The following is a 24,100-nucleotide window of genomic DNA, read 5'->3' as shown; positions in this document are numbered from 1 at the left end:
TAGGGCGGATGAGCGAAGCGTCATCCGCCGGCCGATGGCGTGTGGCGAAGAACGGCGGATTACGGCTTCACCTCATCCGCCCTACGCATCAACGCGGCAGCGTCGTCGTCCCCATCAGCGCGGTGTCGATCGCGCGGGCGCACAGGCGGCCCTCACGGATCGCCCACACCACCAGCGACTGGCCACGGCGCATGTCTCCGGCCGAGAACACCTTCGGCAGCGACGTCGCGAAGTCGGTCAGGCCGGCGCGGACATTGCCACGCTGGTCGAGCTCGACCCCGAGGGTCTTCAGCATGCCTTCGTGCACCGGATGCACAAAGCCCATGGCGAGCAATACGAGATCGGCCTTGAGGACGAATTCGCTGCCGGGAATCGGCTTGAACTTGTCGTCCACCCGCACGCAATTGAGCTGCGTGACCTTGCCATCCTTGCCCTCGAAGCTCTGGGTCAGCACGGCGAATTCACGCTCGGCGCCTTCGGCCTGGCTGGACGAGGTACGCATCTTCAGCGGCCAGTTCGGCCAGGTGAGACCTTTGTTCTCGCGCTCCGGCGGGGCGGGCATGATTTCGAGCTGGGTCACCGACAATGCGCCCTGGCGCAGCGAGGTGCCGATGCAGTCCGAACCGGTGTCGCCGCCGCCGATGACGACGACATGCTTGCCGCCGGCCAGAATGTCCTTCACGTCGCCGAGCGGCTCGTTGCCGACGCGGCGATTCTGCTGCGGCAGGAAATCCATGGCGAAATGAATGCCATCGAGTTCACGGCCCGGGATCGGCAGATCGCGGCCGTGCTCGGCACCGCCGGTCAGGGCGACGGCGTCGTAGCTCTTCACCAACTCGGCGGGATCGACGGCGTTCGGCGCCGTGCCCCCCACCGGCGTGTTGTAGTGGAAGACGATGCCTTCGCCGACCATCTGCTCGACGCGGCGATCAATGACCCCCTTCTCCATCTTGAAGTCGGGAATGCCGTAGCGCATCAGGCCGCCGGCCTTGGCGAACTTCTCATAGACATGGACCTCGTGGCCGGCGCGGGCCAGCTGCTGCGCGCAGGCCATGCCGGCCGGGCCGGCGCCGATCACGGCGACCTTGCGACCGGTCTTCTCGGTGGCGACCTGCGGCTTCAGCCAGCCATTGTCCCAGGCCTTGTCGACGATGGCGCATTCGATCGTCTTGATGGTCACCGGATTGTCGTCGATGTTCAGCGTGCAGGACGCTTCGCACGGCGCCGGACAGATACGACCGGTGAACTCCGGGAAGTTGTTGGTCGAATGCAGATTGCGCGAGGCCTCTTCCCAATTGCCCTGATAGACGAGGTCGTTCCAGTCCGGAATCTGGTTGTTGACCGGACAGCCGGGCGTGCCGGGCTGCACCGAGCCTGTGCCGTGGCAATAGGGGATACCGCAATTCATGCAGCGCGCTGCCTGGCTCTGCGTATCCTTGTCCCCAAGCGGGATCACGAACTCATTGTAGTTCTTCAGCCGCTCCGCGACCGGCGCATACTTGCGATCGTGACGTTCGATTTCGAGAAAACCGGTGATCTTGCCCATTAACGTGACGCCTTAAGCGAGAATTCTAACTCGGACCTCATCCTGAGGAGCGCACAGCGCGTCTCGAAGGATGAGCGCGGTACCCTCATGGTTCGCGACGGCGCTGCGCGCCTCCTCACCATGAGGGGCCTTGGTGTTTACGCGCCGATCGCGATCTTCGGTTCGGCGTCGGCGGCTTTCGCTTTCATCTCTTTGAGAGCGCGGCGATACTCGACCGGCATGACCTTGCGGAATTTCGGCAGCCAGGTCTTCCAGTCGGCGAGAATCGTCTGCGCCTTCTTCGAGCCCGCATATTTTGCGTGACGCGAGATCAGAATGTGCAGACGCTCGATGTCCGATTCCAGCAGGTTGGCGAACACGTCCACCTTGCCATGGGCCTCGAGATCGCCGGTGTGGTGATAGGCATTCTCGGCAACCAGTTCCTCGGAGAGGACCGGCTCGAGCTCGACCATCGCCATGTTGCACAGCTTTTCGAAATCGCCGGCCTCGTCGAGGACATAGGCGATGCCGCCGGACATGCCGGCCGCAAAGTTGCGCCCGGTTTTGCCGAGCACCACGACAATGCCGCCGGTCATGTATTCGCAGCAGTGATCGCCGGCGCCTTCGACGACGGCCACCGCGCCCGAGTTACGCACGGCAAAGCGTTCGCCGGCGACGCCGCGGAAATAGCACTCGCCCTCGATCGCGCCATACATCACGGTGTTGCCGACGATGATGGATTCTTCCGGCACGATGCCCGAATGCGCGGGCGGACGGACAATGATCTTGCCGCCTGACAGGCCCTTGCCGACATAATCGTTGCCTTCGCCTTCGAGATCGAACGTGATGCCGTTGCACAGCCAGGCGCCGAAGGCCTGACCGGCAGTGCCCTTCAGCGACACCTTGATCGTGTCCTCGGGCAGGCCTGCATGGCCGTAGATCTTGGCCACCGCGCCTGCCAGCATGGCACCGGCCGAACGATTGGTGGAGTTGATCTTGGCGTCGAACTTCACTGGGGCGCCGCGGTCGAGTGCGGACTGAGCCTTGGCGATCAGTTCGCGATCCAGCACCTTCTCCAGGTGATGGTTCTGCTCTTCCGAATGATAGATCTTCTGACCGGGCAGTTCAGGCTGGCGCACGAACAGCTTGGAGAAGTCAAGCCCCTTGGCCTTCCAGTGCGAGACCAGTGCGGTCTGGTCGAGCATCTGCACCTGACCGACCATTTCATCGAAGGTACGGTAGCCCAGGGTCGCCATGATCTCGCGGACTTCTTCAGCGACGAAGAAGAAGTAGTTGATCACATGCTCGGGCTGGCCGGTGAAGCGCTTGCGCAGCACCGGGTCCTGCGTCGCGACGCCGACCGGGCAGGTGTTGAGATGGCACTTGCGCATCATGATGCAGCCCGCCGCGATCAGCGGCGCAGTCGCGAAGCCGAACTCGTCGGCACCCAGCAGCGCGCCGATGACGACGTCGCGGCCGGTGCGGAAGCCGCCATCGACCTGAACGACGATGCGCGAGCGCAGCCGCTCACGCACCAGCGTCTGGTGGGTTTCGGCAAGGCCAATTTCCCAGGGCGAGCCCGCATGCTTGATCGAAGTCAGCGGCGAGGCGCCGGTGCCGCCTTCGAAGCCGGCGATGGTCACATGGTCCGCACGCGCCTTGGCGACGCCTGCGGCCACCGTACCGACACCGATTTCCGACACCAGCTTCACCGAGACCTGGCCCGTCGGATTGACGTTCTTGAGGTCGTAGATGAGCTGCGCGATATCTTCGATCGAATAGATGTCGTGATGCGGCGGCGGCGAGATCAGGCCGACGCCCGGGGTCGAGTGGCGGACGGCGGCGATGGTCGCGTCGACCTTGTGGCCGGGCAGCTGTCCGCCTTCGCCGGGCTTCGCGCCCTGCGCCATCTTGATCTGCATCATGTCGGAATTGACGAGATATTCCGTCGTCACGCCGAAGCGACCGGACGCGATCTGCTTGATCGCCGAACGCATCGAATCGCCGTTCGGCATCGGCTTGAAGCGATCCGCCTCTTCGCCGCCTTCGCCGGTGTTCGACTTGCCGCCGATCCGGTTCATGGCGATCGCGAGCGTGGTGTGCGCCTCGCGCGAGATCGAGCCGAACGACATGGCGCCGGTCGCGAAGCGCTTGACGATCTCCTTCGCAGACTCGACTTCCTCGAGCGGCACCGGCTTGCGCTTCTCGTCCTCGGCGGTCTTGATCCTGAACAGGCCGCGCAGGGTCAGCAGGCGCTCGGCCTGGTCGTTGAGCATCTTGGCGAAAGCGCGATAACGCTCCTGCGAGTTGCCGCGGGCGGCGTGCTGCAGCAGCGACACCGTCTCGGCATTCCAGGCATGGTCTTCGCCGCGGCTGCGATAGGCGTATTCGCCGCCGATATCGAGCGCGTTCTTGAAGATCTGGATCTCGCCGAACGCCTCATTGTGGCGACGCACGGTTTCTTCCGCGATCTCCGGCAGGCCGACGCCCTCGATCTGGCCGTGAGTGCCGGTGAAGTACTTGCTGATGAACTCCGAACGTAGGCCGACCGCGTCGAAGATCTGCGCGCCGCAATAGGACTGATAAGTGGAGATGCCCATCTTGGACATCACCTTCAGCAGGCCCTTGCCGATCGACTTGATGTAGCGCTTGACGATTTCGTAGTCGTCGAGCTTGACCGGCAGCTTGTCCTTCATCGCGATGATGGATTCGAAGGCCAGGTACGGGTTGATCGCTTCGGCGCCATAGCCAGCCAGACAAGCGAAGTGATGCACTTCGCGAGGCTCGCCGGATTCAACGACGAGACCCACCGAGGTGCGCAGGCCTGTGCGGATCAGATGGTGATGCACGGCGGCGCAGGCCAGCAGCGCCGGGATCGGGATACGATCCGAGCCCGCCATGCGGTCCGACAGGATGATGATGTTGACGCCCTCGCGCACCGCGCCTTCGGCGCGCGCACAAAGTTCGTCCAGCACCTGCTCCATTCCCGACGCACCGAGCCCGGCATGGAAGGTGGTGTCGAGGGTACGCGAGACGAAGTGCGAATCGGCTACGTCGGAGATCGAGCGAATCTTTTCCAGATCCTGGTCGGTCAGGATCGGCTGACGAACTTCGAGGCGCTTGGTGGTGGCGACACCCTCATGGTCGAGCAGATTCGGCCGCGGCCCGATGATCGACACGAGGCTCATGACGAGCTCCTCGCGGATCGGATCGATCGGCGGGTTGGTCACCTGCGCGAAATTCTGCTTGAAGTAGGTGTAGAGCGGCTTCGGCTTGTTCGACAGCGCCGAGATCGGCGTGTCGGTGCCCATCGAACCCGCGGCTTCCTCGCCCTGCGACGCCATCGGCGTCATCAGGATGGTGATGTCTTCCTGGGTGTAGCCGAAGGCCTGCTGGCGCGCGAGCAGCGGCAGGTTCGAGCGCTGGCCCGTCGACGGCGCGTCGGGCAGTTCTTCCAGGCGCATCTGGGTGTTGTGCAGCCATTGCGCATAGGGATGGCTGGCGGCGAGCTCGGCCTTGATCTCTTCGTCCGGGATCAGGCGCCCCTGCTCGAGATCGACCAGCAGCATCTTGCCCGGCTGCAGGCGCCACTTGGTGACGATGTTCTCTTCCGGAATGTCGAGCACGCCCATTTCGGACGCCATGACGATGCGGTCGTCCTTGGTGACGAGATAGCGCGCGGGACGCAGGCCGTTACGGTCCAGGGTGGCGCCGATCTGGCGGCCGTCGGTGAAGGCCAGCGCAGCCGGACCGTCCCACGGCTCCATCAGTGCCGCGTGATATTCGTAGAAGGCGCGGCGCTGCTCATCCATCAGTGGATTGCCGGCCCACGCTTCCGGAATCATCATCATGACCGCGTGCGCCAGCGAATAGCCGCCCTGCACGAGGAATTCGAGAGCGTTGTCGAAGCAGGCGGTGTCCGACTGGCCTTCATAGGAGATCGGCCAAAGACGGCTGATGTCCTTGCCGAACAGTTCGGATTCCACCGAGGCCTGACGCGCCGCCATCCAGTTGGTGTTGCCGCGCAGCGTGTTGATTTCGCCGTTATGCGCGACCATGCGGAATGGATGCGCCAGCGACCAGGTCGGGAAGGTGTTGGTCGAGAAGCGCTGATGCACGAGGGCGAGCGCTGATTCGAAGTCATCCTCGTGCAGGTCGGCATAGTAGCTGCCGAGCTGGTCTGCCAGGAACATGCCCTTGTAGATGATGGTTCGGCACGACAGCGAACAGGCGTAATAGCCCGACAGGCCGCGCTCGCGGCGCGAATAGATCGCCTGCGAGATCGACTTGCGCAGGATATAGAGACGGCGCTCGAAATCGTTGGCATCGGCGATCTTGGCTTTGCCGATGCCGATGAAGACCTGCATGACAGTCGGCTCGGTCGGCTTCACGCTTTCACCGAGCGAGGAATTGTCGGTCGGCACCTCGCGCCAGCCGAGCAGCTTCAGACCTTCGGCCTTGATCTGGTCGGCGATGATGCCCTGCAGCACTTTCCGCCACGGCACGTCGCGCGGCATGAACAACGCGCCGACGGCATATTGGCCGGGCTCCGGCAATTCGAAACCGAGTTCGGTCGCCTTGCGGGCGAAGAACTTGTGGGGAATCTGCACCAGAATGCCCGCGCCGTCGCCGAAGCGCGGATCCGCGCCGGTGGCGCCGCGATGCTCGAGGTTGCACAGGATATTCAGCGCGTCAGATACGATCCGATGCGACTTCGCACCCTTGATATTGGCGATGAAACCGACGCCGCAGGCGTCCTTTTCCTTGGCCGGGTCATACAGGCCCAGCGCCGGCGGGCGGTAGGTGTGCAGTTCCGGTTTGATGACGGTATCTTTCACGTGAGCCGATTTGATAGCCGGGGCCGCCGTCTGCGTACCGGTTTCGATCAATTGGCGCTCGTGCTCTGATCCGCTCATCTTCGTCCTCTCAGCCCCCGTCGGGGCTCTGCCACCTTTGTCGGCGCACCCTTGACGCTCGCGGAACCCTCCTGGGCTACCGCTCGCGTGTCTTGCGAGCCTCGTTTTCAGAATTCAGACTGGTGGCGCCCATCGTCCCCGGTGGCCACCCCATATCCTGCCTTACCAGGCGCCTCCTTAACCGGAGCGCCTGGTTTTGTCGCAGCCCCAATACGGGTTCTGCCACAAAAAATTGCGACAGTGATGCTGTCCTAACCATCACCTTGCCAAACTTTTATCTAGCACACAAGCGCGCGAGAGTCCGCCGTCGCAATGCAACAGCGCATGGCAATCGCTGGCTTCAGGGGTTTAACGAACCGCAACGTCCTGCGTCAAAGGTGCCTCGATCCGGCCCTTTCCCTGCCGAATTCGGCAGGGAGGTTAGCGCCGTCCGTTACCGCCTGACGCGGGGAACATCGCCAGGCCGGGGCGGACGATGAAGTGGTTTCCCGACCAGATCAGTCTCCGGGCGCGGGGGTGTCGAAGGAGTATGCGATGAAATTCACGATGGGATGCTTCACCGCGTTCGGTCTCGTGCTGGCGACCGCCGCGCAGGCACAGGTTTTGCCGCCGATGCGGGGCGATGCAGTCGTGGTGTCGGATTTCGAGGAACCCGGCCCCTATGCGGCAATGCGGCAACCACGAATTTATATGCCCGGCCCCCGCTATAGCGAGGGTTACGCGCCCTCGGTGCTGCTGCCGCACGAAATTTACGCGATCGTCCGCGAAGCCGGCTTCTCGCCGCTCGGCGCACCGCAGCAGCGCGGGCTCGTTTACACCATGGCGGCCATCGATCGCCGAGGCGAGGACGGGCGGATGGTGATTGATGCCCGCTCCGGCAGAATTCTTCGTTTCATGCCGGCCTACCAGATGGGCGACCGCATGAACGAAGAAATCGTGGTCCGTTACGGCCCCCAGGCCGCATTACCGGAGCTGCCGCAATATCGCCGGCCGCCATTCGATGCCAATGCAGCCAGAACTGCCGGTGGTGCGCCATCCGCTGTCACGCCACCTTCCAAGCAGAAAGTGGCAAGCCGTACGGCGACCGTGCCGTTGCCAAAAGCGCCACCGGCCAAGGCCGTTGCAACACCCGCAAAGCCCGTCGCCGTGGAAAAGCCACCGGCGATCGACAAACCGATTGCCGAGAAGCCGCCTGAACCGGCCGCCACGCCTGTCCCCGCACCGGTGCAGCAATCGGCGGTGACGGAGACGAAACCTGCGGAGGTGAAAGCACCGGAGCCAGGGTCGGCAACCGCGGCACCTCCCGCCGAGAAGGCCGAAACGCCGCCAACCGTGGCTCCGCCTGCAACGGAAGCAAAGCCGGAGACACCTGCAGCAACCGGCGACAAGCCGGCCGTGGTTCAGGGACTGGAATAACAAAGCGAGTGACCTACTCCCCTAGTTGCAGGGGAGGAGGAGCCGACAGGTCGGCTGCAACCGCACAGAGAAGCGCGACTCGCGTCTTTCGGCGGGCAGTTGGAAGGAAATCCAGACACTCCGTTGTCGTCACCCAGTCCTGGCGCGCAATTGCGCGCACGGCTGGGTGACGACAAACGAGGGCGCGACTCGCCTCACGCGACGCCGCCGCTGCATAAAACCATCGGTCGCTGGTCAGCACGGCGCTCCTGCGCTAACCGACACATCCCGCTCCTTCGCTTTCCCGAATTCGCAGGTCCCTATGAAATCCCCTGCTCTCGCGCTCGCCGCGATCACGGTCGCATCAGTTGCGCCTACGACGGCCGTCTCGGCTGCACCCGATGCACGGTTTCTCCGCGCGCTCGACAGGCTCGATCCGAAAACCCGGCTGGAGCAAATCTGCGATCTTGAGGCGATGCGACGGATGAGCCAGAGCAAGTCGGCCGGCGCACGGGTCGACCGCGCCAAATCCGACGTGATCGTGCCGCCGCAGCATCTCGGCAACACGCTGGTAGCTAAAGGCGGCGCATTCCGCGCCGGCGGCAAATGGTACCAGATGTCCTTCACCTGCAAGGCGACGCCGGACCACAAGACCGTGCTGGATTTCAGCTACAAGACCGGTGCTGCGATTCCGCCCGCGAAGTGGGCCTCTTACGGGCTCTGGAAGTGATCCATCTTGTCCTGGACGCGATGCGGCGCGCTTCTTCGACGTGATACCTCGCAGAGCCGGAACCGTGTCACGCCGCATCGCGCCCGGGATAAGGCTCGCCGGTAACCTTGCCGCGAAAAGATCGCTGGGCAGCTTGACCTTCCCCGCCCGCAAGGCTTGATGGCGGGCAACGAGGTTGCCTGCTTGCAGCCCGAATCCGGGTATAATCTGGATAGGAACCTGGGCCTTTGCGCCCGTCCAGCGGTCGAGGCCATCAGTCCGAATGTCCGACAAACGGAAAGCACCGAAAGCCCGATGGCGGCCCGATCTGTGGCGCCGCGAACGGCTGACGCTGGCCGTCGGCGTCACGGCGCTGGCGCTGCTGATCGGCATCGCGGGCACCGCTTCGGCGCAATTTTTCGGCTTCGGCGGCCCGCCACCGCAACAGCGGCCGCAGCCACAGCGCGGCGGGTTCGGCGGAGGCTGGTTCGGCGGCGACTTCTTCCAGCCATTCCAGCAGCAGGCGCCGCAGCAACAGCAGGCACCGCGCCGCCGCGAGGACTATTCTCGCGCCCCGCAATCCGACAAGCGCGACGCCCAGGCCGAACGTAATGTGCTGGTGCTCGGCGACAGTATGGCCGACTGGCTCGGCTATGGCCTCGAAGACGCCTATTCGGAACAGCCCGACATGGGCGTGATCCGCAAGCACAAGACCGTCTCCGGCCTGCTCCGCTATCAGCCGAAGGGCGAGCCATCCGACTGGGCGGCGGCGGCCAAGGGCATACTCGCCACTGAGAAGCCCGACGCCATCGTCATCATGCTCGGCCTCAATGACCGCATCCCGCTTCGTGAGCCTGACAAGAAGGCTGCGAAGAAGGACGGCGCCGCCGAGGTGAAGCCCGGGGACAAGCCGACAGACAATGCCGATGCCGACGACGCGGATATTCCGGATCCCGGCGCCATCGTGAATGAGCGCAACACGCGTGGCAGTGGCGGCATGGTGGAATTCCGCGACGACCGTTGGGGTGAACTCTACGAGAAGAAGATCGAGGAGATGATCAACATCGCCAGGAGCAAGGGCGTGCCCGTGCTCTGGGTCGGCCTGCCCGCGGTGCGGGGGCCGAAAGCGATGGCCGACATGGTCTATCTCAACAATCTCTATCGCGATGCCGCCGGCAAGGCGGGTATCACCTATGTCGATATCTGGGACGGCTTCGTCGACGAATCCGGCCGCTTCCTGCAGCAGGGTCCGGATTTCGAAGGTCAGATCCGACGGCTGCGCACGCCGGACGGCGTGTATTTCACCAAGGCCGGCGCCCGCAAGATGGCACACTATGTCGAGCGCGAGATCACGCGCCTGCTGTCGGGCCGCGTCGCGCCGGTGGCGCTGCCGACCGAACCGGCGCAGCCTGACATCAATGTCGTCCCGGGCGGGCCGCCACCGCGCCCGCTGGCCGGTCCGATCGTGCCGTTGGTCGCGGCCTCTATCGGCGGCGACACCCTGCTCGGCGGTCCCGGCGCCAAGACGCTGAACATCGATCCACTCGTCACGAAGACGCTGGCGAAGGGCGAACCGCTGAATGCGCCGCCCGGCCGCGCCGACGATTTTGCCTGGCCGCGCCGCGAGATCGGCCGTGAACCCGCCAAAGAGACTCCGAGGAGCGATATGCCGATGGCGGTAATGACGCCGTCTCCTTCCAACTCAGGCACTGCGACGGCCGCGGCCCCGCCCGAGGGCATCACACCGGTGATAGCGCCGGCTGCCGCGCCAAGACAGCAGGCCAAGAAGAAGACGCCGCTGGCCAGCGAAACGCCGTCCTTCATCGGCAACCTGTTCGGCAATGACGAGCCGCGCCGGCCGGCGCAGCAGGCCCCCCCGCGGCCCCGTCAACAACAGCAGGGCGGCCCGCGCCCGCCGGCCAATATCGGCCCCGCCGCCTCCGCCCCGTCCGGATTCTTCTTCCGCTGATTGCGGAACTGACACGCGAAAATGCCTCGCCAGCTTTCGCGAACGAGGCATTTTACTTAAAGACCTGAGACACTTAGTAGCCGAAACGGCTCGGACGGCGACGCGGCGGGCGCGTCATCAGCATGGCCAGCGCAAAGCCAATGCCGCCCGCGATCAGCAGCGAACCAAGCGGATTGTCGCGGACCTGACGCGACAGCGCCTGCGTGCCGTCGCGATAGGTATCGCTATCGAGCGCGTCCTTGGCATAGCTGGCGGCTTTCTCCGACGCGTCGCGCACGCCGTCTTTCACCTGGCCGTACAGGTTCTGCACGGCACCTTCCGCTTCGCGCACGCGGCCGGACATTTCGGTGCGCTCGTCGCCGGTGACCTTGCCGACAACGTTCTCAACTTTGCCGGCAGCATCTTTTGCGGCACCTGCAATGCGGTCTTTATCCATATCAATCACTCCGTGAGGAAAAACTCTCTCGCCGGTGTAATGCGTGAATAGCTTGCAGGTTCCGCCCCAATCATACGGGCTTCGATAAAGCACGATCCAAGCGCGTTTGACCCGTCTTCCGATCGATGCGAGCCTTAGCGCAAGCCTCGACATGAAGGCGAAACATCGGAGGATTCCCTTGTCAGACTACAAGTCCCTGAGCCGCTCCGTGCGCGGCCTCACCGTTCTCGTTACCGGCGCCGCAAGCGGCATGGGTCGCGCAACCGCCCGCGTATTCGGCGAGGAAGGCGCCAATGTCGCCGTCACCGACCTGTCACCCGAAGGGACGGCGAAGGTCGCCGACGCCATCACCGCGAATGGCGGCAACGCGCACGCCTGGACGCTCGATGTCGCCGATCCCGAACGCATCAAGACGGTGGTGAACGAGGCCGCGTCGCACTTCGGCGGACTCGACATCATCGTCAACAATGCCGGCATGTCGATTTCCACCGAGATCGACAAGGACGGCTACGACGCTGCATGGGATCGCGCCATCGCGATCATGCTGACCTCGCATCAGCGCACGATCCGCGCGGCGCTGCCTTATCTGCGCAAGTCGCAATGCCCGCGCATCGTCAACATCGCTTCCACCGAAGCGCTCGGCGCAACCGCGCTGCACAGCCCGTATTCCGCGGCAAAAGCCGGCGTCACCGGCCTGACACGCTCGCTCGCCGTCGAGCTGGGCCGCGAGGGCATCACGGTAAACTGTATCTGCCCCGGCCCGATCACGACCGGCATCACCGCGCGCATCAGCGACGAGCACAAGGCCATCTTCGCCAAACGCCGCACGGCGCTTCGCCGCTACGGCGATCCCGAGGAGGTCGCGCATATGACCGTAAGTCTGTGTCTGCCCGCGGCGTCTTATCTGACGGGCACGGTCATTCCGGTGGACGGAGGATTGATGGCGCGCAATGCCTGAGTGCATTTCCGCTGATTGACATCACTTGGTGCGGGCGTAGCATTTTCCCCAAGCGGCACGGCATGACCAGAGCCGCAATCGAATGGGCTCAACCATTCACCACGGAGGAAATGCAATGCCCGTGACCATCCGCAAGCTCCATCCTGTTTTCGTCGGCGAAGTCTCTGGCGTCGATCTCACCAAGCCGATCAGTGCGGAAGACGCTGTAGCCATCGAACGCGGGATGGACGAGCATGCCGTGCTGGTGTTCCGCAATCAGGACATCACCGACGAACAGCAGCTCGCTTTCGCCAATCATTTTGGCGAGCGCGAAAACAGGAAAGGCGGCAGCGTCACCAAGAAGGAAGACTATCGGCTGAGCTCCGGTCTCGCCGACGTCTCCAATCTCGGCAAGGACGGCAAGCCGCTGGCGAAAGACAGCCGCACCCATCTGTTCAATCTGGGCAACTGCCTGTGGCATTCCGACAGTTCCTTCCGCGCCATCCCGGCAAAATTCTCGCTGCTCTCGGCCCGTGTCGTAAACCCGAGGGGCGGCAATACAGAATTCGCCGACATGCGCGCCGCCTATGATGCACTCGACGGTGATACCAAGGTCGAGATCGAAGACATGATCTGCGAACATTCGCTCATGAACTCACGCGGCGCGCTCGGTTTCCTCGATTACTCCGATGAGGAGAAGGAGATGTTCAAGCCGGTGCTGCAGCGGCTGGTGCGGACGCATCCGGTTCATGGCCGCAAGTCGCTCTATCTGTCGTCCCATGCCGGCGCGATCAAGGGCATGAGCGTGCCCGAAGCCCGCGTCCTGCTACGTGATCTCAACGAACACGCCACCCAGCCGCAATTCGTCTATGTTCACAAATGGACGCTGCACGACCTCGTGATGTGGGACAATCGCCAGACCATGCATCGCGTGCGCCGTTACGATCAGTCGCAGCCACGCGACATGCGTCGCGCGACCGTGGCAGGCAGCGAGCCGACGGTGGCGCAGCAGTAGGCGGCTGAATAGCGCTATCTGCCGCGCAAGCGGTCCAGCACTTCCGAGGTTGCGAAACCATCAGCAGGCATGCCGATAGAAGCCTGGAAGTTGCGTAACGCTTCACGGGTCATGCTACCGAACTGGCCGTCCGGCGTGCCCTTGTAGAGACCACGCTGAACCAGCAATTGCTGCAGTTCGAGCCGTTCGGCGCGTGACAGCACACGCTCCTGGCGCGGCCAGGGCTGGACGAAGGGGGGGCCGCCGCGCAGCCGGTCGGCAAAATGGCCGATGGCCAGCGCATAGGCTTCGGCAGGATTGTATTTCATGATCACACGAAAATTCTGCATCATCAAAAAGCCCGGTCCCTGCGCGCCGGCAGGCGCAAGCAGGTAGGCCTTCTCGCCGCTGCGTGGAAATGGCTGACCGTTGGCACGTTTCAGACCCATTTGCTCCCACTGCGCCAGTGTGAGCATCTTGGCGCGGTCGGCCTGCATGTAGTTGAAGCCCTGCGGGACCACGACCTCATAGCCCCAGGGCTGTCCACTCTGCCAACCGTCCTTCTTCAGGTTGTTGGCCGTCGAAAAAATCAGATCGGTCGGATTATCGACAACGTCGCGGCGTCCATCGCCATCACCATCGACAGCGAAGCGCTTGAACGCCGTCGGCATGAACTGCGTCGGACCGAACGCACCGGCCCATGACCCTTTGAGCTGATCGCGACGCAGATCGCCGCGATGCAGGATCTCGACGGCGGTCAGGAATTCGTCCTTGAAGTAGGCCTGACGCCGACCGACGCAGGCGAGCGTTGCCGTGGATCGCACAACATCGCGATCGCCGATCATGGTTGAGTAGTTGGACTCGATGCCCCAGATCGAGGCGATGATGTAGCGATCGACGCCGTAAGCTCGTTCGGCCGCATCGAAAATCGTCTTGTACTGCGCCAGCACCTCACGGCCCTTGGCAGCGCGGTTGTCGTTGACGAGGATGTCGAGATAGTCCCAGATCGCCTTGGTAAATTCTGGCTGGGAATCCATCAGGTCCATCAGCCGCAGATCGGGCGTCAGGCCGGCCGTGATATCGCGATAGTTCTGCTCGGAGATGCCACGTCGTGCGGCATCAGGCCACAGGCCGGCGACACAGTTGTCGAAATTCGCGGCGGCTTCGCGGATCGCCGGCGCGGTCATCAGCGGATGGCCTGACGCGCCATCTTCACCGCTCCATGGCGGCGATGCGCTGGAGCCGGACGCCGGTGCGCCCGGCGCCGGTCGCTGGCCGGAATTATTGAAGATGCTGTCGAGGAAACTAAGCGGATTGCCTGATTGCGCCTGCGCCTCAACGGGCGACATGGCGAACGCGGCACCGACAACCATCGCAGCCAGACGCGCGCAGCGCAGGACGGGTTTGCGTCCGCTCTTTCCTATGGTCGTCATCCCAAATTTCCCATCGTAACGGTGTGATGACAAAAGGCCGACGAGGCTTTCGATCCGCTTAACATTAGTCCGATTCCGTCGGCAAAGTCAGACGGCACCGTCGCCCGGAATACCGACAATCGCCGTACGGGTGACATACATCCGCCTTTGTTACCGCTTGCAAAGGGAACCATGGCGCGCAATCCTTGTTGTGTCGCCTGCATGTCATTCCTTCCAGCTCACTGCAAAGCTCCCGATGAAAATTCGCAAAGCCGTCTTCCCTGTCGCTGGTCTCGGCACCCGTGTTCTTCCCGCCACCAAGGCGATGCCGAAGGAGATGCTGACCATCGTCGATCGGCCGCTGATCCAGTATGTGGTCGACGAGGCCCGCGAAGCCGGCATCGAGCATTTCATTTTCGTCACCGGCCGCAACAAGGGCGTGATCGAAGACCACTTTGACCGCATGTTCGAACTCGACGAGACCTTGAAGGGCCGCAACAAGACCGCCGAAATGGAGCAGCTCGCGCGCTTCCAGCCCGGTGCCGGCGAGACCAGCTTCACGCGTCAGCAGGCTCCACTCGGCCTCGGTCACGCGGTGTGGTGTGCCCGTCACATCGTCGGTAACGAGCCTTTTGCGGTGGTGCTGCCGGATGAACTGGTGCTCAATTCGCCCGGCGCCCTGAAGCAGATGGCGGACATCGCCAGCGCTCTCGATGCCAAATCGAATCTCGTCGCCGTCGAAGAAGTGCCGATGGAGATGACGCATCAATATGGCATCTGCAGCGTCAGCGGACGCCACCCGTCTCATCCGAACGCGTTCAGCATTGACGGCATGGTGGAGAAGCCGCCGAAAGGCACGGCCCCATCCAATCTCTCGATCACCGGCCGATACATCCTGCAGCCGGAAATTTTCAAGATCCTGGAGACCCAGGAGCGCGGCGCCGGCGGCGAGATCCAGCTCACCGACGCCATGATCGGTCTCGCCAAGAATCAGCCCTTCTTCGGCGTAAAGTTCGAAGGCGAACGCCACGATTGCGGCTCCAAAGCCGGCTTCCTACGCGCCAACATCGCCTATGGCTTGCAGCGAGCAGACCTCAACGAAACCCTGCGCGCCGATATGCTGCGTTATCTCGGCAAATGAAAACGTAGGATGGGTTGCGCGAAGGCGTAGTTGCGCCGGAGCGCCACCCGCCCTGCAGGTTCAGCATCAAGCCGCCAGCGAACGATGAGTATCCTCGGCGACGACGCATTGATTACGGCCGGCGGCTTTAGCCGCATACAACGCCTTGTCGGCGGCTTCCACCAGTTCGGTCCATTCCATGGTTACCAGCGGACGCATGCTGGCGATGCCGATGCTGACCGACAACTGCGCGGGATCGGCGGGAAGGGATTCCACGCGCTGGCGGATAGTCTCGGCAATCTCGCGCGCATCGCGCTCCGATACCCCGGGTAGCAATACGGCAAATTCCTCACCGCCATAGCGCGCGGCGCAGTCGCCCGCACGCTTCGCCGCGGCGGAGACGCAGCCGGCGATGGCTACCAACGCCTGATCGCCCGCCTGATGCCCGAATGTATCGTTGTAGACTTTGAAATAATCGGCATCCACCAGCAGCAAGGCGATCGGCCTGGCGGTGCGCATGGCACGGTGCCATTCCAGTTCGATCGCGCCATCGAATTTGCGACGGTTGCGCAGGCCCGTAAGCGCATCGGTGGTGGCAAGTTCTTCGAGCCGGTCTTCGGCTCGGGCCCGGCGGCCGATCTCTCGGGCAAGAAACACCGTTCCCACGCTGATGAACGCGATCAGCGCCAGCATGATGGCGCCGATGCGCCATGCCTGGCGCTGCCATAGACTATAGATGCCATCCCATGGTTTTCCGACGATGACGATCAACGGCCGGCCGCTATCACGCCAAACAAACAGGCGTTTGATCTTGTCGACGGCGCCGACGCCAGAATAGCTGCCATTGGCACGCGCGAGCACTCGCATGACGCGGGGCGTCTTGCCGAGATCTCTGCCGATGACATTCAAATCAAACGGCGCACGCATGACCACGACGCCATCACGCCGAATCACCGTGATCGTCTCGCCGGGATTGAGGCGAAGCCGATCGAACAGATCGAGGAAATAGGAAAAGCGGATCGAGCCGGCGACGACACCTGCGAAGTTACCTTCGGCATCGGTGATGCGGCGGCTGAGTGCAATTGCATAGACGCCGCGATGCATCCGGGGCACGCCGATGAACAGGCCACGCTCGCCGTCCAGCTGGTGGACCTTGAAGAAATCCTCGCTCGCCCTGTTTTCCTTCGCCGGGTCGAGCGAACCGGCCTCGATCGCGAGATTGCCATCGGCATCGAACACCTGGATGGCGCCGAACTGCGCGGACGAGGCCGCCTTGTCAAACAGGATCAACTGGCGCAGCTCGCGGCTGAGCTGGCCGATCTCGGGCGTATTGATGCCCGAGACGACTGCACGTAACGATAAATCATATTGCTCGATGGTGCGGCCCACATCGGAATCGATCGAGGTGGCGAGATTCTCGCTGGTCTGCTTGGCCAACGCCCGTTCGCTATGGCGCATGTCCAGCATGACGCTGCCACAGATGGCGGAAAAACAGACAATCGTCACGAGCGATGACAGAATCAACAGTTTGGCCGATGACGGCCACTGTCGTATCGAAATCACTGACTTCCAAAAATGCATAAATAAAACTCCCGCGGCGACCCATCGCATGCGAAAGCTTGCCGGGCACTTAAATACCCGATGCTGGCTCCCCACGACGTTAACGAAGCATTGCGAGGATTGGGACGATACGCGACATGGTGCTTCGTTACCGAAAGCGAAGGTGGCGCAAGACCTGATAGCCGCGTATGACGGTTTCGACGTCTAACTTTCCGAGGACTATCCGTGCCCGACTATGAGCTGTTGCGAGCCTATCTCGCAGCCCAAACCAAGGACGAATTCGTCCTGACCATGGATGCCATCGAAGAGATCATGGACGACGCGCTGCCACGGGCTTCGCAGCGCGCGTCATGGTGGGAAACCGACCGGGCGCCGGAAGAGCAGATGCCCCAGCGCGAGGCCTGTATCGCGGCCGGCTTCGTGGCGACCCGCCTGCCCGACGGATCCGGCGTGAGGTTCAACCGGAAGACGGCGAAGTTCCTGCGAAAGTGGAAGTAACCCTCTTCCGTCCTTGCGAAGTCGGCTAGCGCTGCAACCGCACGCCGAGCATCACGACGGTCGCCGCCGTGCTGGCGCCCGCGACATTCGAATTGAGTATGTCGCGCCGGATCTGCCCTTTGACCCAGAGTTCACGGCTCATCTTGTAGATCAGGTTCCCTTCGATCGAATAGATCTTATCGGAGCGGAAATTCTCCTGATAATCCTGCGTGCCATAGGTGAACTTGCCGACCGCGGTAAGCCAGCGCCGGAAGTCGTGATCGACCTGCACCGTATAGAGTCGCGTCAGCACGCCGGGAACACCGGGCACCGTGGTTTCGTCGATGGACGTCGTCGTGATGAAGCGCGCCGTGGTCAGCGGCGTTGCCGTCCACACCAGAGAAGCCGAGGTCAACAGGCCCTTGAGCACTTCGAGGCGTGGATCTTCGTATTTGCGCGCGAGATAGCCGACCGATGCTTCGCCGGTCAGCATGCGCGTGAATTCGAAGGTCGTGCCGGCTTTGATGTAGCCGCCGCTTGAATCACGCAGATAGGTAAAGCGATCAGCCTGCTGATCGTGCACACGCACGTCACCCTGGATTTCCGCGAACGGCTTCAGTCCCGGCAACACTTCGTAGCTGACGCGGCCAACGCCGCCATACTGATTGAAATTGCGGTCCCTGTTGTTCGTCGACGTTCCATCCGTCAGTTTGGAGTCCTGATAGACGGTGCGATCCACCAGGGCATCCATCTTCAACTGGAGGCGGTTGAAATCCTGCTCGACTCCGACCGTGGCGCCGGTGGTCGTGAATAACGGAAAGTCCCTGAGACCTGCCTGGATGTTTGGGCTGCCCGGATTATCGGAGCCAACGCGCATGCGCGCCTCGGTATTGATGCGGGTGTCGCGCGTCGCGTCGATACGAGCAGCGATCTTGCCGTTGAATTCGGCGCGATCGACGTTCTCGGGGGACGGTGAGACTTGTTGCAGCACCGCTGACGGGAACTGGTTGGCGTAGCCGGTGAAAGAACCGCGCAAATCGACGATCACCGAATGCCGCGACCAGTCGGAAGCCGCAAGCAGCTCCGGCGCGATCTGATAGAGCGACGAGCCCTTCGGCTGCAAAAGGCGCGCAGGATTGTCGCTATAGCCGCCCATGATCTCGACCGCGCCCTTGACCAGGAAGCTGCCGACCCGGATGCCCGTGGGCGCATAGGGATCGGGATCGATCGGCAGGCGCTTTCGCGCGGGTTGGCCGATGATCGTACCCGCGATGGCAGGCGCAACAGGCGGCTTGGCAGCCTTGGCCGACGGCGGCATCGGCCGCGTCTCCTGCACGAGCGGCGGCGGGCTGCCGGGGCCGACCGGACGCTTCGGCCTTTGCTGGCCCGGATAATATTTGACCTGCTGGCGCTTGCGGTTGAGCGCGTCATAGCCGGTCACGGCGGCGCCGGACGCCGCAGGAGTCGGCGACGTGACGACCGATTGCTGCGCCCGCTCCGGCGACAACAGACTGCTCTGCAACGTTCCCCGCGACTGCAGGACATTGCTGCCGGGTCGTCGCGACGGCAGATTTTCGGGCTGCACGAAGCCGCCGGGAACTGGCGCGAGCAGATCGGAGGTCAAAGCCTGCGCAAAAGCAGGGGACGGCGCCGCAAGCGCGAGGCACAGACACGCCGACACCGCGCCGGTCGCCCGTGCGCGGTTCTTCGTCCGGTCTGCCCGACGCATCCTCACGACCACAAAAACTCCAACGCCATCAAAAACTTGGACAATTTCGTCGCCATCCGCGGCGGGCAGCCGGGCGACAACTCATGGTTAAGGGAGTTAAAACCGTTATGGTTAATGGGCAGTTGAGATACCCGCCCGGCGTTTCGCTTCCAGCACCGCAGCGTGCTAAAGGACGGCTATCAAATGGCTGGCGGACCAGCCGCAGGACACGACCAATGGCGCTTTCCAAAACCCCCACTTCAACCATGAGCGATCAGGCCAGCGAGGCCATCGCCTCGGCGCTGCGCACGCTGGAAGCGGAAGCCAGCGGCGTGACCGCGCTCGCCACCGCATTGCAGGCCGATCTCGGCCCGGCCTTCGCGGCTGCCGCAGATCTGATTCGCAGCGCCAAGGGCCGCCTGATCATCACCGGCCTCGGCAAGTCCGGTCATATCGGCCGCAAGATCGCCGCGACCTTTGCCTCGACCGGTACACCGGCTTTCTTCGTCCATGCTGCCGAAGCCAGCCATGGCGATCTTGGCATGATCACCGCAGATGACGTCATCCTGGCGATGTCGTGGTCCGGCGAGCAGCCGGAGATGAAGAATCTCATCACCTACGCGACCCGCTTCAGCATCGGTCTGATCGCGATGACCTCCGAAGCCGGCTCGACGCTGGCGCAGGCCGCCGATATCGCGTTGACGCTGCCGAAAGCGCGCGAGGCCTGCCCACACAATCTCGCGCCCTCGACATCATCGCTGATGATGCTGGCCATGGGCGACGCGCTGGCGATCGCATTGCTGGAGGGCCGCGGTTTCACGTCCCGCGATTTCAGCGTGTTGCATCCGGGCGGCAAGCTCGGCGCCCTCCTCAAATACACCCGCGACCTCATGCATCAGGGCGACGCCGTGCCGCTGAAGCCGCTCGGCACCAAGATGTCGGATGCTCTGGTAGAGATGTCGGCGAAGGGTTTTGGCTGTGTCGGCATCGTCGACGGCAGTGGCCACGTGGTCGGCATCGTCACCGACGGCGATCTCCGCCGTCACATGCGCGCCGACCTGATAACGGTATCGGTCGACGAAGTGATGACGAAGAATCCCAAGACCATCAGCCGCGACCTGCTCGCCGGAGAGGCGCTGGAGATTCTGAATGCGGCAAAGATCACCGCGCTGCTGGTGACCGATGGCCGGAAGCCGGTCGGGATTGTGCATTTGCACGATTTGCTGCGCGCGGGCGTGGCGTAAGTTGGCAGCTCGACACCGCTACCGCGGAAACCTCGCTCCCTTCGTTTCCAACGGAAGGTCGAGGCCATTCGCGATATACGACACCGTGCGATAGAAGCCGCAGAGCATCATCAGCTCGAGAATCTGCGCCTCACTAAAGCTAGCGCGCAGATTGCCAAACTCTGCCTCGCTCAACGTCGCCGTATAATGCAAGGCATCGACAGCTTCGATCAGAACTCGCTCAGCTGCCGACCAACACGCAGCATCGGCGCCGCCATCGACAGTTGCCCGGATCTCCTCGTCCGACAGTTTCGCTGCCTTCGCGAAAATCGCGATGTGGACACCCCATTCGTACTCGCATCCCGTCAGGGCGCAGGTCCTGTCGATGACGATCTCTCGCTCGCGCAAAGACAGCGGCCCGGGATCGAGCAGAGCCGCATTGCGGAACTTTCTCCACGCTCGTGGTTGGGCGGCAAGGACGCGAAACAGGACGAGCGGAGGCGCGCCGCGCATGATCGCATCGAATTGAGTCTGGGTTTCAGCATCATACGGAGGCTGCAGCGGTTCTACGCGTGACATCGGCCATCTCCATGCTACAAATATTGTAGCAGAATGCTACATTTTCTGTAGCGCCTGACAAGAGGCTTCGATGACGGAAATTCTCCCGAAGAACCAAAAAGCCGTTCGCGGTTCGACAACAGGCAAGCCGATCATGGCTCTGCTCGATTTGCTCGGCCGTCGCTGGACGCTCCGGATCATCTGGGAATTGCGGGAGAGCACCCAGACTTCACGGTCTCTCCGCGAATTATGCGACGACGCCTCACCGACCGTTCTGCAAACACGACTGGCAGAACTCCGGCAAGCCGGGTTGGTCGAACTGCAATCGGGCAGTGGCTATCGATTGACGGAGATCGGACAGGAATTGCTTGCGACGTTTCTGCCTCTTCACCACTTTGCCGAACGCTGGCGGAAGTCGCAGGAGCGATAGTCAGGCCACATCCACGGTCAGGCTCGCGCCATCCGCCTTCACGATCTTCACCTTCGTCCCGGCTGGCAGGTCGGGGCCGCTGACGCGCCAGACGGTGTCGTCGATCCGCACGATGCCTGAGCCATCAACGATGGGACGGTCGAGCGTGCAGACCCGGCCGATCATGGCGTCGGTGCGCTTGTTGAGAAACGGATTCGGATTGGCGCCAGGCTTTTGCTGCGCGACGCGGCGCCAGACCGGCACTGCAGCAGCGGCGAACAGCGCGAAGAGCAGCATCTGCAGCTGCCAGCCCGGCGTAATGATGAAGGACAGCATCCCGACCAGAAACGCCGCGAGGCCGAGCCAGAACAGGAAGATGCCCGGCGCCAGCAGCTCCAGCGCCATCAGCAGCACACCGAGGATCAGCCAATTCCAGGTGCCGAGGGTGACGAACATCTCTGCCATGGCGTGATACCTTTAGCTGCGCGGCGGTGTGGTCGGCGGGACCGAGCCGGTGCGACGCGCAGCCTGCGCGGCAGCGGCCTGCTCACCGAAGGTCGCCTTGGCGATTTCCCCGATGCCGGCCAACGAGCTAAGCATGGAGGTAGCCTCCAATGGCAGCATGATGACCTTCTGGTTCGGCGATTCCGCGAGCTGGCCGAATGCCTTAATGTATTTGTCCGCGATGAAGTAGTTCAGCGCTGCGACGTCACCACGGCCGATCGCTTCCGACACCATCTGCGTTGCCTTGGCTTCAGCCTCGGCGCCGCGCTCGCGCGCTTCGGCATCGCGGAAAGCGGCTTCGCGGCGGCCCTCGGCCTGCAGAATCTGCGCTTGTTTCGCGCCTTCCGCACGGAGAATTTCCGACTGCCGTTGGCCTTCGGCCTGCAGAATGTCGGCGCGCTTGACGCGCTCGGCCTTCATCTGCCGGCCCATCGCCTCGACGAGGTCGGCGGGCGGCGCGATATCCTTGATTTCAATACGATTGACCTTGATGCCCCACGGCGCCACGGCAGCATCGACCACGCGCAGCAGGCGCTCATTGATCTCGTCGCGATGCGACAACATCTTGTCGAGATCCATCGAGCCCATCACCGAGCGGATATTGGTCATGGTCAGAACGACAATCGCCTGATGCAGGTTGGAGACCTCGTAGCTCGCCTTGGCGGCATCGAACACCTGGAAGAAGGCGACGCCGTCAACGCCCACAGTCGCGTTGTCCGCGGTGATGACTTCCTGTTCGGGGATGTCGATCACCTGTTCCATCATGTTCACCTTGCGGCCAACACGGTCGAAATAGGGAATGATAAGATTGAGGCCGGGCGACAGCGTGCGGGTGAACTTGCCGAAACGCTCGATGGTCCAGTCAAAACCTTGCGGCACTGTTTTCACGCCAGCGAACAGCGTGAAGATGATGAGCAGTGCAATGGCAATGGCAAAAATATCAAAACCGGACATCGGTGTCTCCCTGCGGCAAAATGGACGCGCGAAGCATCGCGTCCCGCTGTTTTGTCGTTCACGGAGATTTTAAGGTTCGACGCGAGGAAAAGCGAGGGACCTCATACGTCTCAGCCCCTCATGGTGAGGAGCGGCGAACAGCCGCGTCTCGAACCATGAGCTGGCTTGGCGCCGAGGCCACGGTCATCCTTCGAGACGCCGCTTCGCGGCTCCTCAGGATGAGTAGAGTGTACTAGATCCAACCCTGCAATTCGCGGAGCACCAGCTGGCGGATCACATCCATGCCCTCGTCGCTGTCATTCAGGCACGGGATCGCGGAGAATTTCTCGCCACCATTGTGCAGGAAGATCTCGCAGTTTTCCTGCGCGATTTCCTCGAGGGTTTCCAGGCAATCCGCCGAGAAGCCCGGCATCACCACCGCGAGGCGCTTCACGCCATCCCTGGCGAGCTGTTCGATGGTCTTGTCCGTATAGGGCTGAAGCCACTCGTCGAAACCGAAGCGCGACTGGAAGGTCAACAGAAGTTTTGGCGCTTTCGGTCCGAGCCGCTCGCGGAGTGCTTCGGTGGTGGCGACGCATTGCGTCTGATAGGGATCGCCCTTGTCGATGTATTTTTGCGGCATGCCGTGGAATGAAGCCACGATCATCTCCGGCGTGAAGTCGAGTGTCGCCAGATGTTTCTCGATGGAGATCGCGAGCGCATCGATATAGGTGGCATCGACGTAGTAGGGCGGCGTCACCCGCAGTGTCGGCTGGGCGCGCATCTCGGCGAGCACGCGGAACGCCTGGTCGCAGACCGTCGCCGATGTCGCCGCCGAATATTGCGGGTAGAGCGGCACCACGAGGATGCGATCACAACCCTGCGCGGCGAGCGCATTGATACGGTCGCGCATCGACGGATTGCCGTAACGCATCGCCCAATCCACCACGAGATGGGAGTGGTCGCCGAGCGACGCCGCCAGCTTTTCGGACTGCGCGCGCGTAATCGTCTTCAGCGGCGACTCGTTCTTCTCGGTGTTCCAGATCTTCTGGTAGTCGAGCGCCTTCTTGCGCGGCCGCGTGTTCAGGATGATGCCGTTCAGCACCAGCTTCCAGATCAGCCCCTGATCCTCGATCACCCGGGCGTCGGACAGGAATTCCTTGAGATAGACGCGAACGCCTCTGGCATCGGCGGTGTCGGGCGTGCCGAGATTGACGAGCAGCACGCCGACACGCTCCGGCAGCGCAGCAGCGACGGGCGGCGTTTTCTCGAGGGGAACAGCGTCGGTCATGATGCCGCTGGCTTCGCGCTTTGG

General features: G+C 62.8%; 20 protein-coding genes. 9 read left to right on the top strand and 11 right to left on the bottom strand.

The window, feature by feature from the left end:
* Window positions 1–88: 88 nt before the first annotated feature.
* The gene (locus tag E0H22_RS05760) at window positions 89–1,546 is read right to left on the bottom strand and encodes a glutamate synthase subunit beta (protein WP_233024692.1); all 1,458 of its coding nucleotides are present in this window, start codon (window positions 1,544–1,546) and stop codon (window positions 89–91) included.
* A 137-nt stretch (window positions 1,547–1,683) separates the two neighbouring features.
* Window positions 1,684–6,441, bottom strand: a complete 4,758-nt coding sequence (gltB, locus tag E0H22_RS05755) for a glutamate synthase large subunit (RefSeq protein WP_233024691.1) — start codon at window positions 6,439–6,441, stop codon at window positions 1,684–1,686.
* A 534-nt stretch (window positions 6,442–6,975) separates the two neighbouring features.
* Between gltB and E0H22_RS05750 the strand changes: the two genes are divergently transcribed.
* The 3 genes from E0H22_RS05750 to E0H22_RS05740 all read left to right on the top strand — a co-directional run bounded on the left by E0H22_RS05750 (window position 6,976) and on the right by E0H22_RS05740 (window position 10,514).
* Window positions 6,976–7,857 carry a hypothetical protein gene (locus tag E0H22_RS05750; RefSeq protein WP_233024690.1) on the top strand — a complete coding sequence of 294 codons (882 nt, stop codon included), beginning with the start codon at window positions 6,976–6,978 and terminating at the stop codon, window positions 7,855–7,857.
* Between the two features lie 301 nt (window positions 7,858–8,158).
* The gene (locus E0H22_RS05745; RefSeq protein ID WP_233024689.1) at window positions 8,159–8,566 is read left to right on the top strand and encodes a DUF930 domain-containing protein; all 408 of its coding nucleotides are present in this window, start codon (window positions 8,159–8,161) and stop codon (window positions 8,564–8,566) included.
* A gap of 262 nt (window positions 8,567–8,828) precedes the next feature.
* Window positions 8,829–10,514, top strand: coding sequence for an SGNH/GDSL hydrolase family protein (locus tag E0H22_RS05740; protein WP_233024688.1), 1,686 nt, complete (start codon window positions 8,829–8,831; stop codon window positions 10,512–10,514).
* Between the two features lie 73 nt (window positions 10,515–10,587).
* Here E0H22_RS05740 and E0H22_RS05735 read toward each other — a convergent pair whose 3' ends face one another.
* A complete protein-coding gene (locus E0H22_RS05735) occupies window positions 10,588–10,950 on the bottom strand; it encodes a CsbD family protein (protein WP_233024687.1) in 363 nt (120 codons plus the stop codon).
* A 178-nt stretch (window positions 10,951–11,128) separates the two neighbouring features.
* Here E0H22_RS05735 and E0H22_RS05730 point away from each other — a divergent pair, with 178 nt between their 5' ends.
* Both E0H22_RS05730 and E0H22_RS05725 read left to right on the top strand, forming a co-directional pair.
* Window positions 11,129–11,908 (top strand): SDR family NAD(P)-dependent oxidoreductase, encoded by a 780-nt coding sequence (locus E0H22_RS05730; RefSeq protein ID WP_233024686.1) that lies wholly within the window; start codon window positions 11,129–11,131, stop codon window positions 11,906–11,908.
* A gap of 115 nt (window positions 11,909–12,023) precedes the next feature.
* Complete coding sequence (locus E0H22_RS05725) at window positions 12,024–12,902, top strand: TauD/TfdA dioxygenase family protein (protein ID WP_233024685.1); 879 nt, start codon at window positions 12,024–12,026, stop codon at window positions 12,900–12,902.
* A 14-nt stretch (window positions 12,903–12,916) separates the two neighbouring features.
* On the opposite strand, the gene E0H22_RS05720 is transcribed toward E0H22_RS05725, so the two are convergent.
* Complete coding sequence (locus E0H22_RS05720) at window positions 12,917–14,254, bottom strand: lytic murein transglycosylase (RefSeq protein WP_233026158.1); 1,338 nt, start codon at window positions 14,252–14,254, stop codon at window positions 12,917–12,919.
* A 295-nt stretch (window positions 14,255–14,549) separates the two neighbouring features.
* On the opposite strand from E0H22_RS05720, the gene E0H22_RS05715 reads away from it, so the two are divergent.
* Window positions 14,550–15,434: a UTP--glucose-1-phosphate uridylyltransferase gene (locus E0H22_RS05715; RefSeq protein WP_233024684.1), complete on the top strand. Its 885-nt coding sequence runs from the start codon at window positions 14,550–14,552 to the stop codon at window positions 15,432–15,434.
* 66 nt (window positions 15,435–15,500) lie between these two features.
* Here E0H22_RS05715 and E0H22_RS05710 read toward each other — a convergent pair whose 3' ends face one another.
* Complete coding sequence (locus E0H22_RS05710; RefSeq protein WP_233024683.1) at window positions 15,501–16,850, bottom strand: sensor domain-containing diguanylate cyclase; 1,350 nt, start codon at window positions 16,848–16,850, stop codon at window positions 15,501–15,503.
* Between the two features lie 10 nt (window positions 16,851–16,860).
* Window positions 16,861–17,043, bottom strand: coding sequence for a hypothetical protein (locus tag E0H22_RS05705; protein WP_233024682.1), 183 nt, complete (start codon window positions 17,041–17,043; stop codon window positions 16,861–16,863).
* Between the two features lie 155 nt (window positions 17,044–17,198).
* On the opposite strand from E0H22_RS05705, the gene E0H22_RS05700 reads away from it, so the two are divergent.
* Complete coding sequence (locus tag E0H22_RS05700) at window positions 17,199–17,471, top strand: hypothetical protein (RefSeq protein WP_233024681.1); 273 nt, start codon at window positions 17,199–17,201, stop codon at window positions 17,469–17,471.
* Window positions 17,472–17,496: 25 nt separating this feature from the next.
* Here E0H22_RS05700 and E0H22_RS05695 read toward each other — a convergent pair whose 3' ends face one another.
* A complete protein-coding gene (locus E0H22_RS05695; protein ID WP_233024680.1) occupies window positions 17,497–19,179 on the bottom strand; it encodes an outer membrane beta-barrel protein in 1,683 nt (560 codons plus the stop codon).
* Window positions 19,180–19,394: 215 nt separating this feature from the next.
* On the opposite strand from E0H22_RS05695, the gene E0H22_RS05690 reads away from it, so the two are divergent.
* On the top strand, window positions 19,395–20,402 hold the full coding sequence (locus tag E0H22_RS05690; protein ID WP_233024679.1) for a KpsF/GutQ family sugar-phosphate isomerase: 1,008 nt from the start codon (window positions 19,395–19,397) through the stop codon (window positions 20,400–20,402).
* 18 nt (window positions 20,403–20,420) lie between these two features.
* Here the strand turns inward: E0H22_RS05690 and E0H22_RS05685 are convergent, their stop codons facing one another.
* Window positions 20,421–20,960: a carboxymuconolactone decarboxylase family protein gene (locus E0H22_RS05685; protein ID WP_233024678.1), complete on the bottom strand. Its 540-nt coding sequence runs from the start codon at window positions 20,958–20,960 to the stop codon at window positions 20,421–20,423.
* A 70-nt stretch (window positions 20,961–21,030) separates the two neighbouring features.
* Here E0H22_RS05685 and E0H22_RS05680 point away from each other — a divergent pair, with 70 nt between their 5' ends.
* Window positions 21,031–21,369, top strand: a complete 339-nt coding sequence (locus tag E0H22_RS05680) for a winged helix-turn-helix transcriptional regulator (RefSeq protein WP_233024677.1) — start codon at window positions 21,031–21,033, stop codon at window positions 21,367–21,369.
* On the opposite strand, the gene E0H22_RS05675 is transcribed toward E0H22_RS05680, so the two are convergent.
* The 3 genes from E0H22_RS05675 to hemH form a co-directional block, all read right to left on the bottom strand.
* The gene (locus E0H22_RS05675; protein ID WP_233024676.1) at window positions 21,370–21,813 is read right to left on the bottom strand and encodes an NfeD family protein; all 444 of its coding nucleotides are present in this window, start codon (window positions 21,811–21,813) and stop codon (window positions 21,370–21,372) included.
* A gap of 12 nt (window positions 21,814–21,825) precedes the next feature.
* Complete coding sequence (locus E0H22_RS05670; protein WP_233024675.1) at window positions 21,826–22,806, bottom strand: SPFH domain-containing protein; 981 nt, start codon at window positions 22,804–22,806, stop codon at window positions 21,826–21,828.
* Between the two features lie 232 nt (window positions 22,807–23,038).
* Window positions 23,039–24,076 (bottom strand): ferrochelatase, encoded by a 1,038-nt coding sequence (gene hemH, locus E0H22_RS05665; protein ID WP_233024674.1) that lies wholly within the window; start codon window positions 24,074–24,076, stop codon window positions 23,039–23,041.
* Between the last annotated feature and the right edge of the window lie 24 nt (window positions 24,077–24,100).

The sequence above is a fragment of the Rhodopseudomonas boonkerdii genome (genome assembly GCF_021184025.1).
In the GTDB taxonomy this organism is placed as follows: domain Bacteria; phylum Pseudomonadota; class Alphaproteobacteria; order Rhizobiales; family Xanthobacteraceae; genus Tardiphaga; species Tardiphaga boonkerdii.
This window is presented reverse-complemented; position numbering and strand designations above follow the sequence as displayed.

Bases quoted from the DNA above. Each gene is read 5' to 3' on its own strand.
- E0H22_RS05740 (WP_233024688.1), top strand. From the start codon at position 8,829: ATGTCCGACAAACGGAAAGCACCGAAAGCCCGATGGCGGCCCGATCTG.
- gltB (WP_233024691.1), bottom strand. From the start codon at position 6,441: ATGAGCGGATCAGAGCACGAGCGCCAATTGATCGAAACCGGTACGCAG.
- E0H22_RS05760 (WP_233024692.1), bottom strand. From the start codon at position 1,546: ATGGGCAAGATCACCGGTTTTCTCGAAATCGAACGTCACGATCGCAAG.
- E0H22_RS05680 (WP_233024677.1), top strand. From the start codon at position 21,031: ATGACGGAAATTCTCCCGAAGAACCAAAAAGCCGTTCGCGGTTCGACA.
- E0H22_RS05715 (WP_233024684.1), top strand. From the start codon at position 14,550: ATGAAAATTCGCAAAGCCGTCTTCCCTGTCGCTGGTCTCGGCACCCGT.
- E0H22_RS05690 (WP_233024679.1), top strand. From the start codon at position 19,395: ATGGCGCTTTCCAAAACCCCCACTTCAACCATGAGCGATCAGGCCAGC.
- E0H22_RS05750 (WP_233024690.1), top strand. From the start codon at position 6,976: ATGAAATTCACGATGGGATGCTTCACCGCGTTCGGTCTCGTGCTGGCG.
- E0H22_RS05675 (WP_233024676.1), bottom strand. From the start codon at position 21,813: ATGGCAGAGATGTTCGTCACCCTCGGCACCTGGAATTGGCTGATCCTC.
- E0H22_RS05670 (WP_233024675.1), bottom strand. From the start codon at position 22,806: ATGTCCGGTTTTGATATTTTTGCCATTGCCATTGCACTGCTCATCATC.
- E0H22_RS05685 (WP_233024678.1), bottom strand. From the start codon at position 20,960: ATGTCACGCGTAGAACCGCTGCAGCCTCCGTATGATGCTGAAACCCAG.
- hemH (WP_233024674.1), bottom strand. From the start codon at position 24,076: ATGACCGACGCTGTTCCCCTCGAGAAAACGCCGCCCGTCGCTGCTGCG.
- E0H22_RS05725 (WP_233024685.1), top strand. From the start codon at position 12,024: ATGCCCGTGACCATCCGCAAGCTCCATCCTGTTTTCGTCGGCGAAGTC.
- E0H22_RS05745 (WP_233024689.1), top strand. From the start codon at position 8,159: ATGAAATCCCCTGCTCTCGCGCTCGCCGCGATCACGGTCGCATCAGTT.
- E0H22_RS05735 (WP_233024687.1), bottom strand. From the start codon at position 10,950: ATGGATAAAGACCGCATTGCAGGTGCCGCAAAAGATGCTGCCGGCAAA.
- E0H22_RS05720 (WP_233026158.1), bottom strand. From the start codon at position 14,254: ATGGTTGTCGGTGCCGCGTTCGCCATGTCGCCCGTTGAGGCGCAGGCG.
- E0H22_RS05695 (WP_233024680.1), bottom strand. From the start codon at position 19,179: ATGCGTCGGGCAGACCGGACGAAGAACCGCGCACGGGCGACCGGCGCG.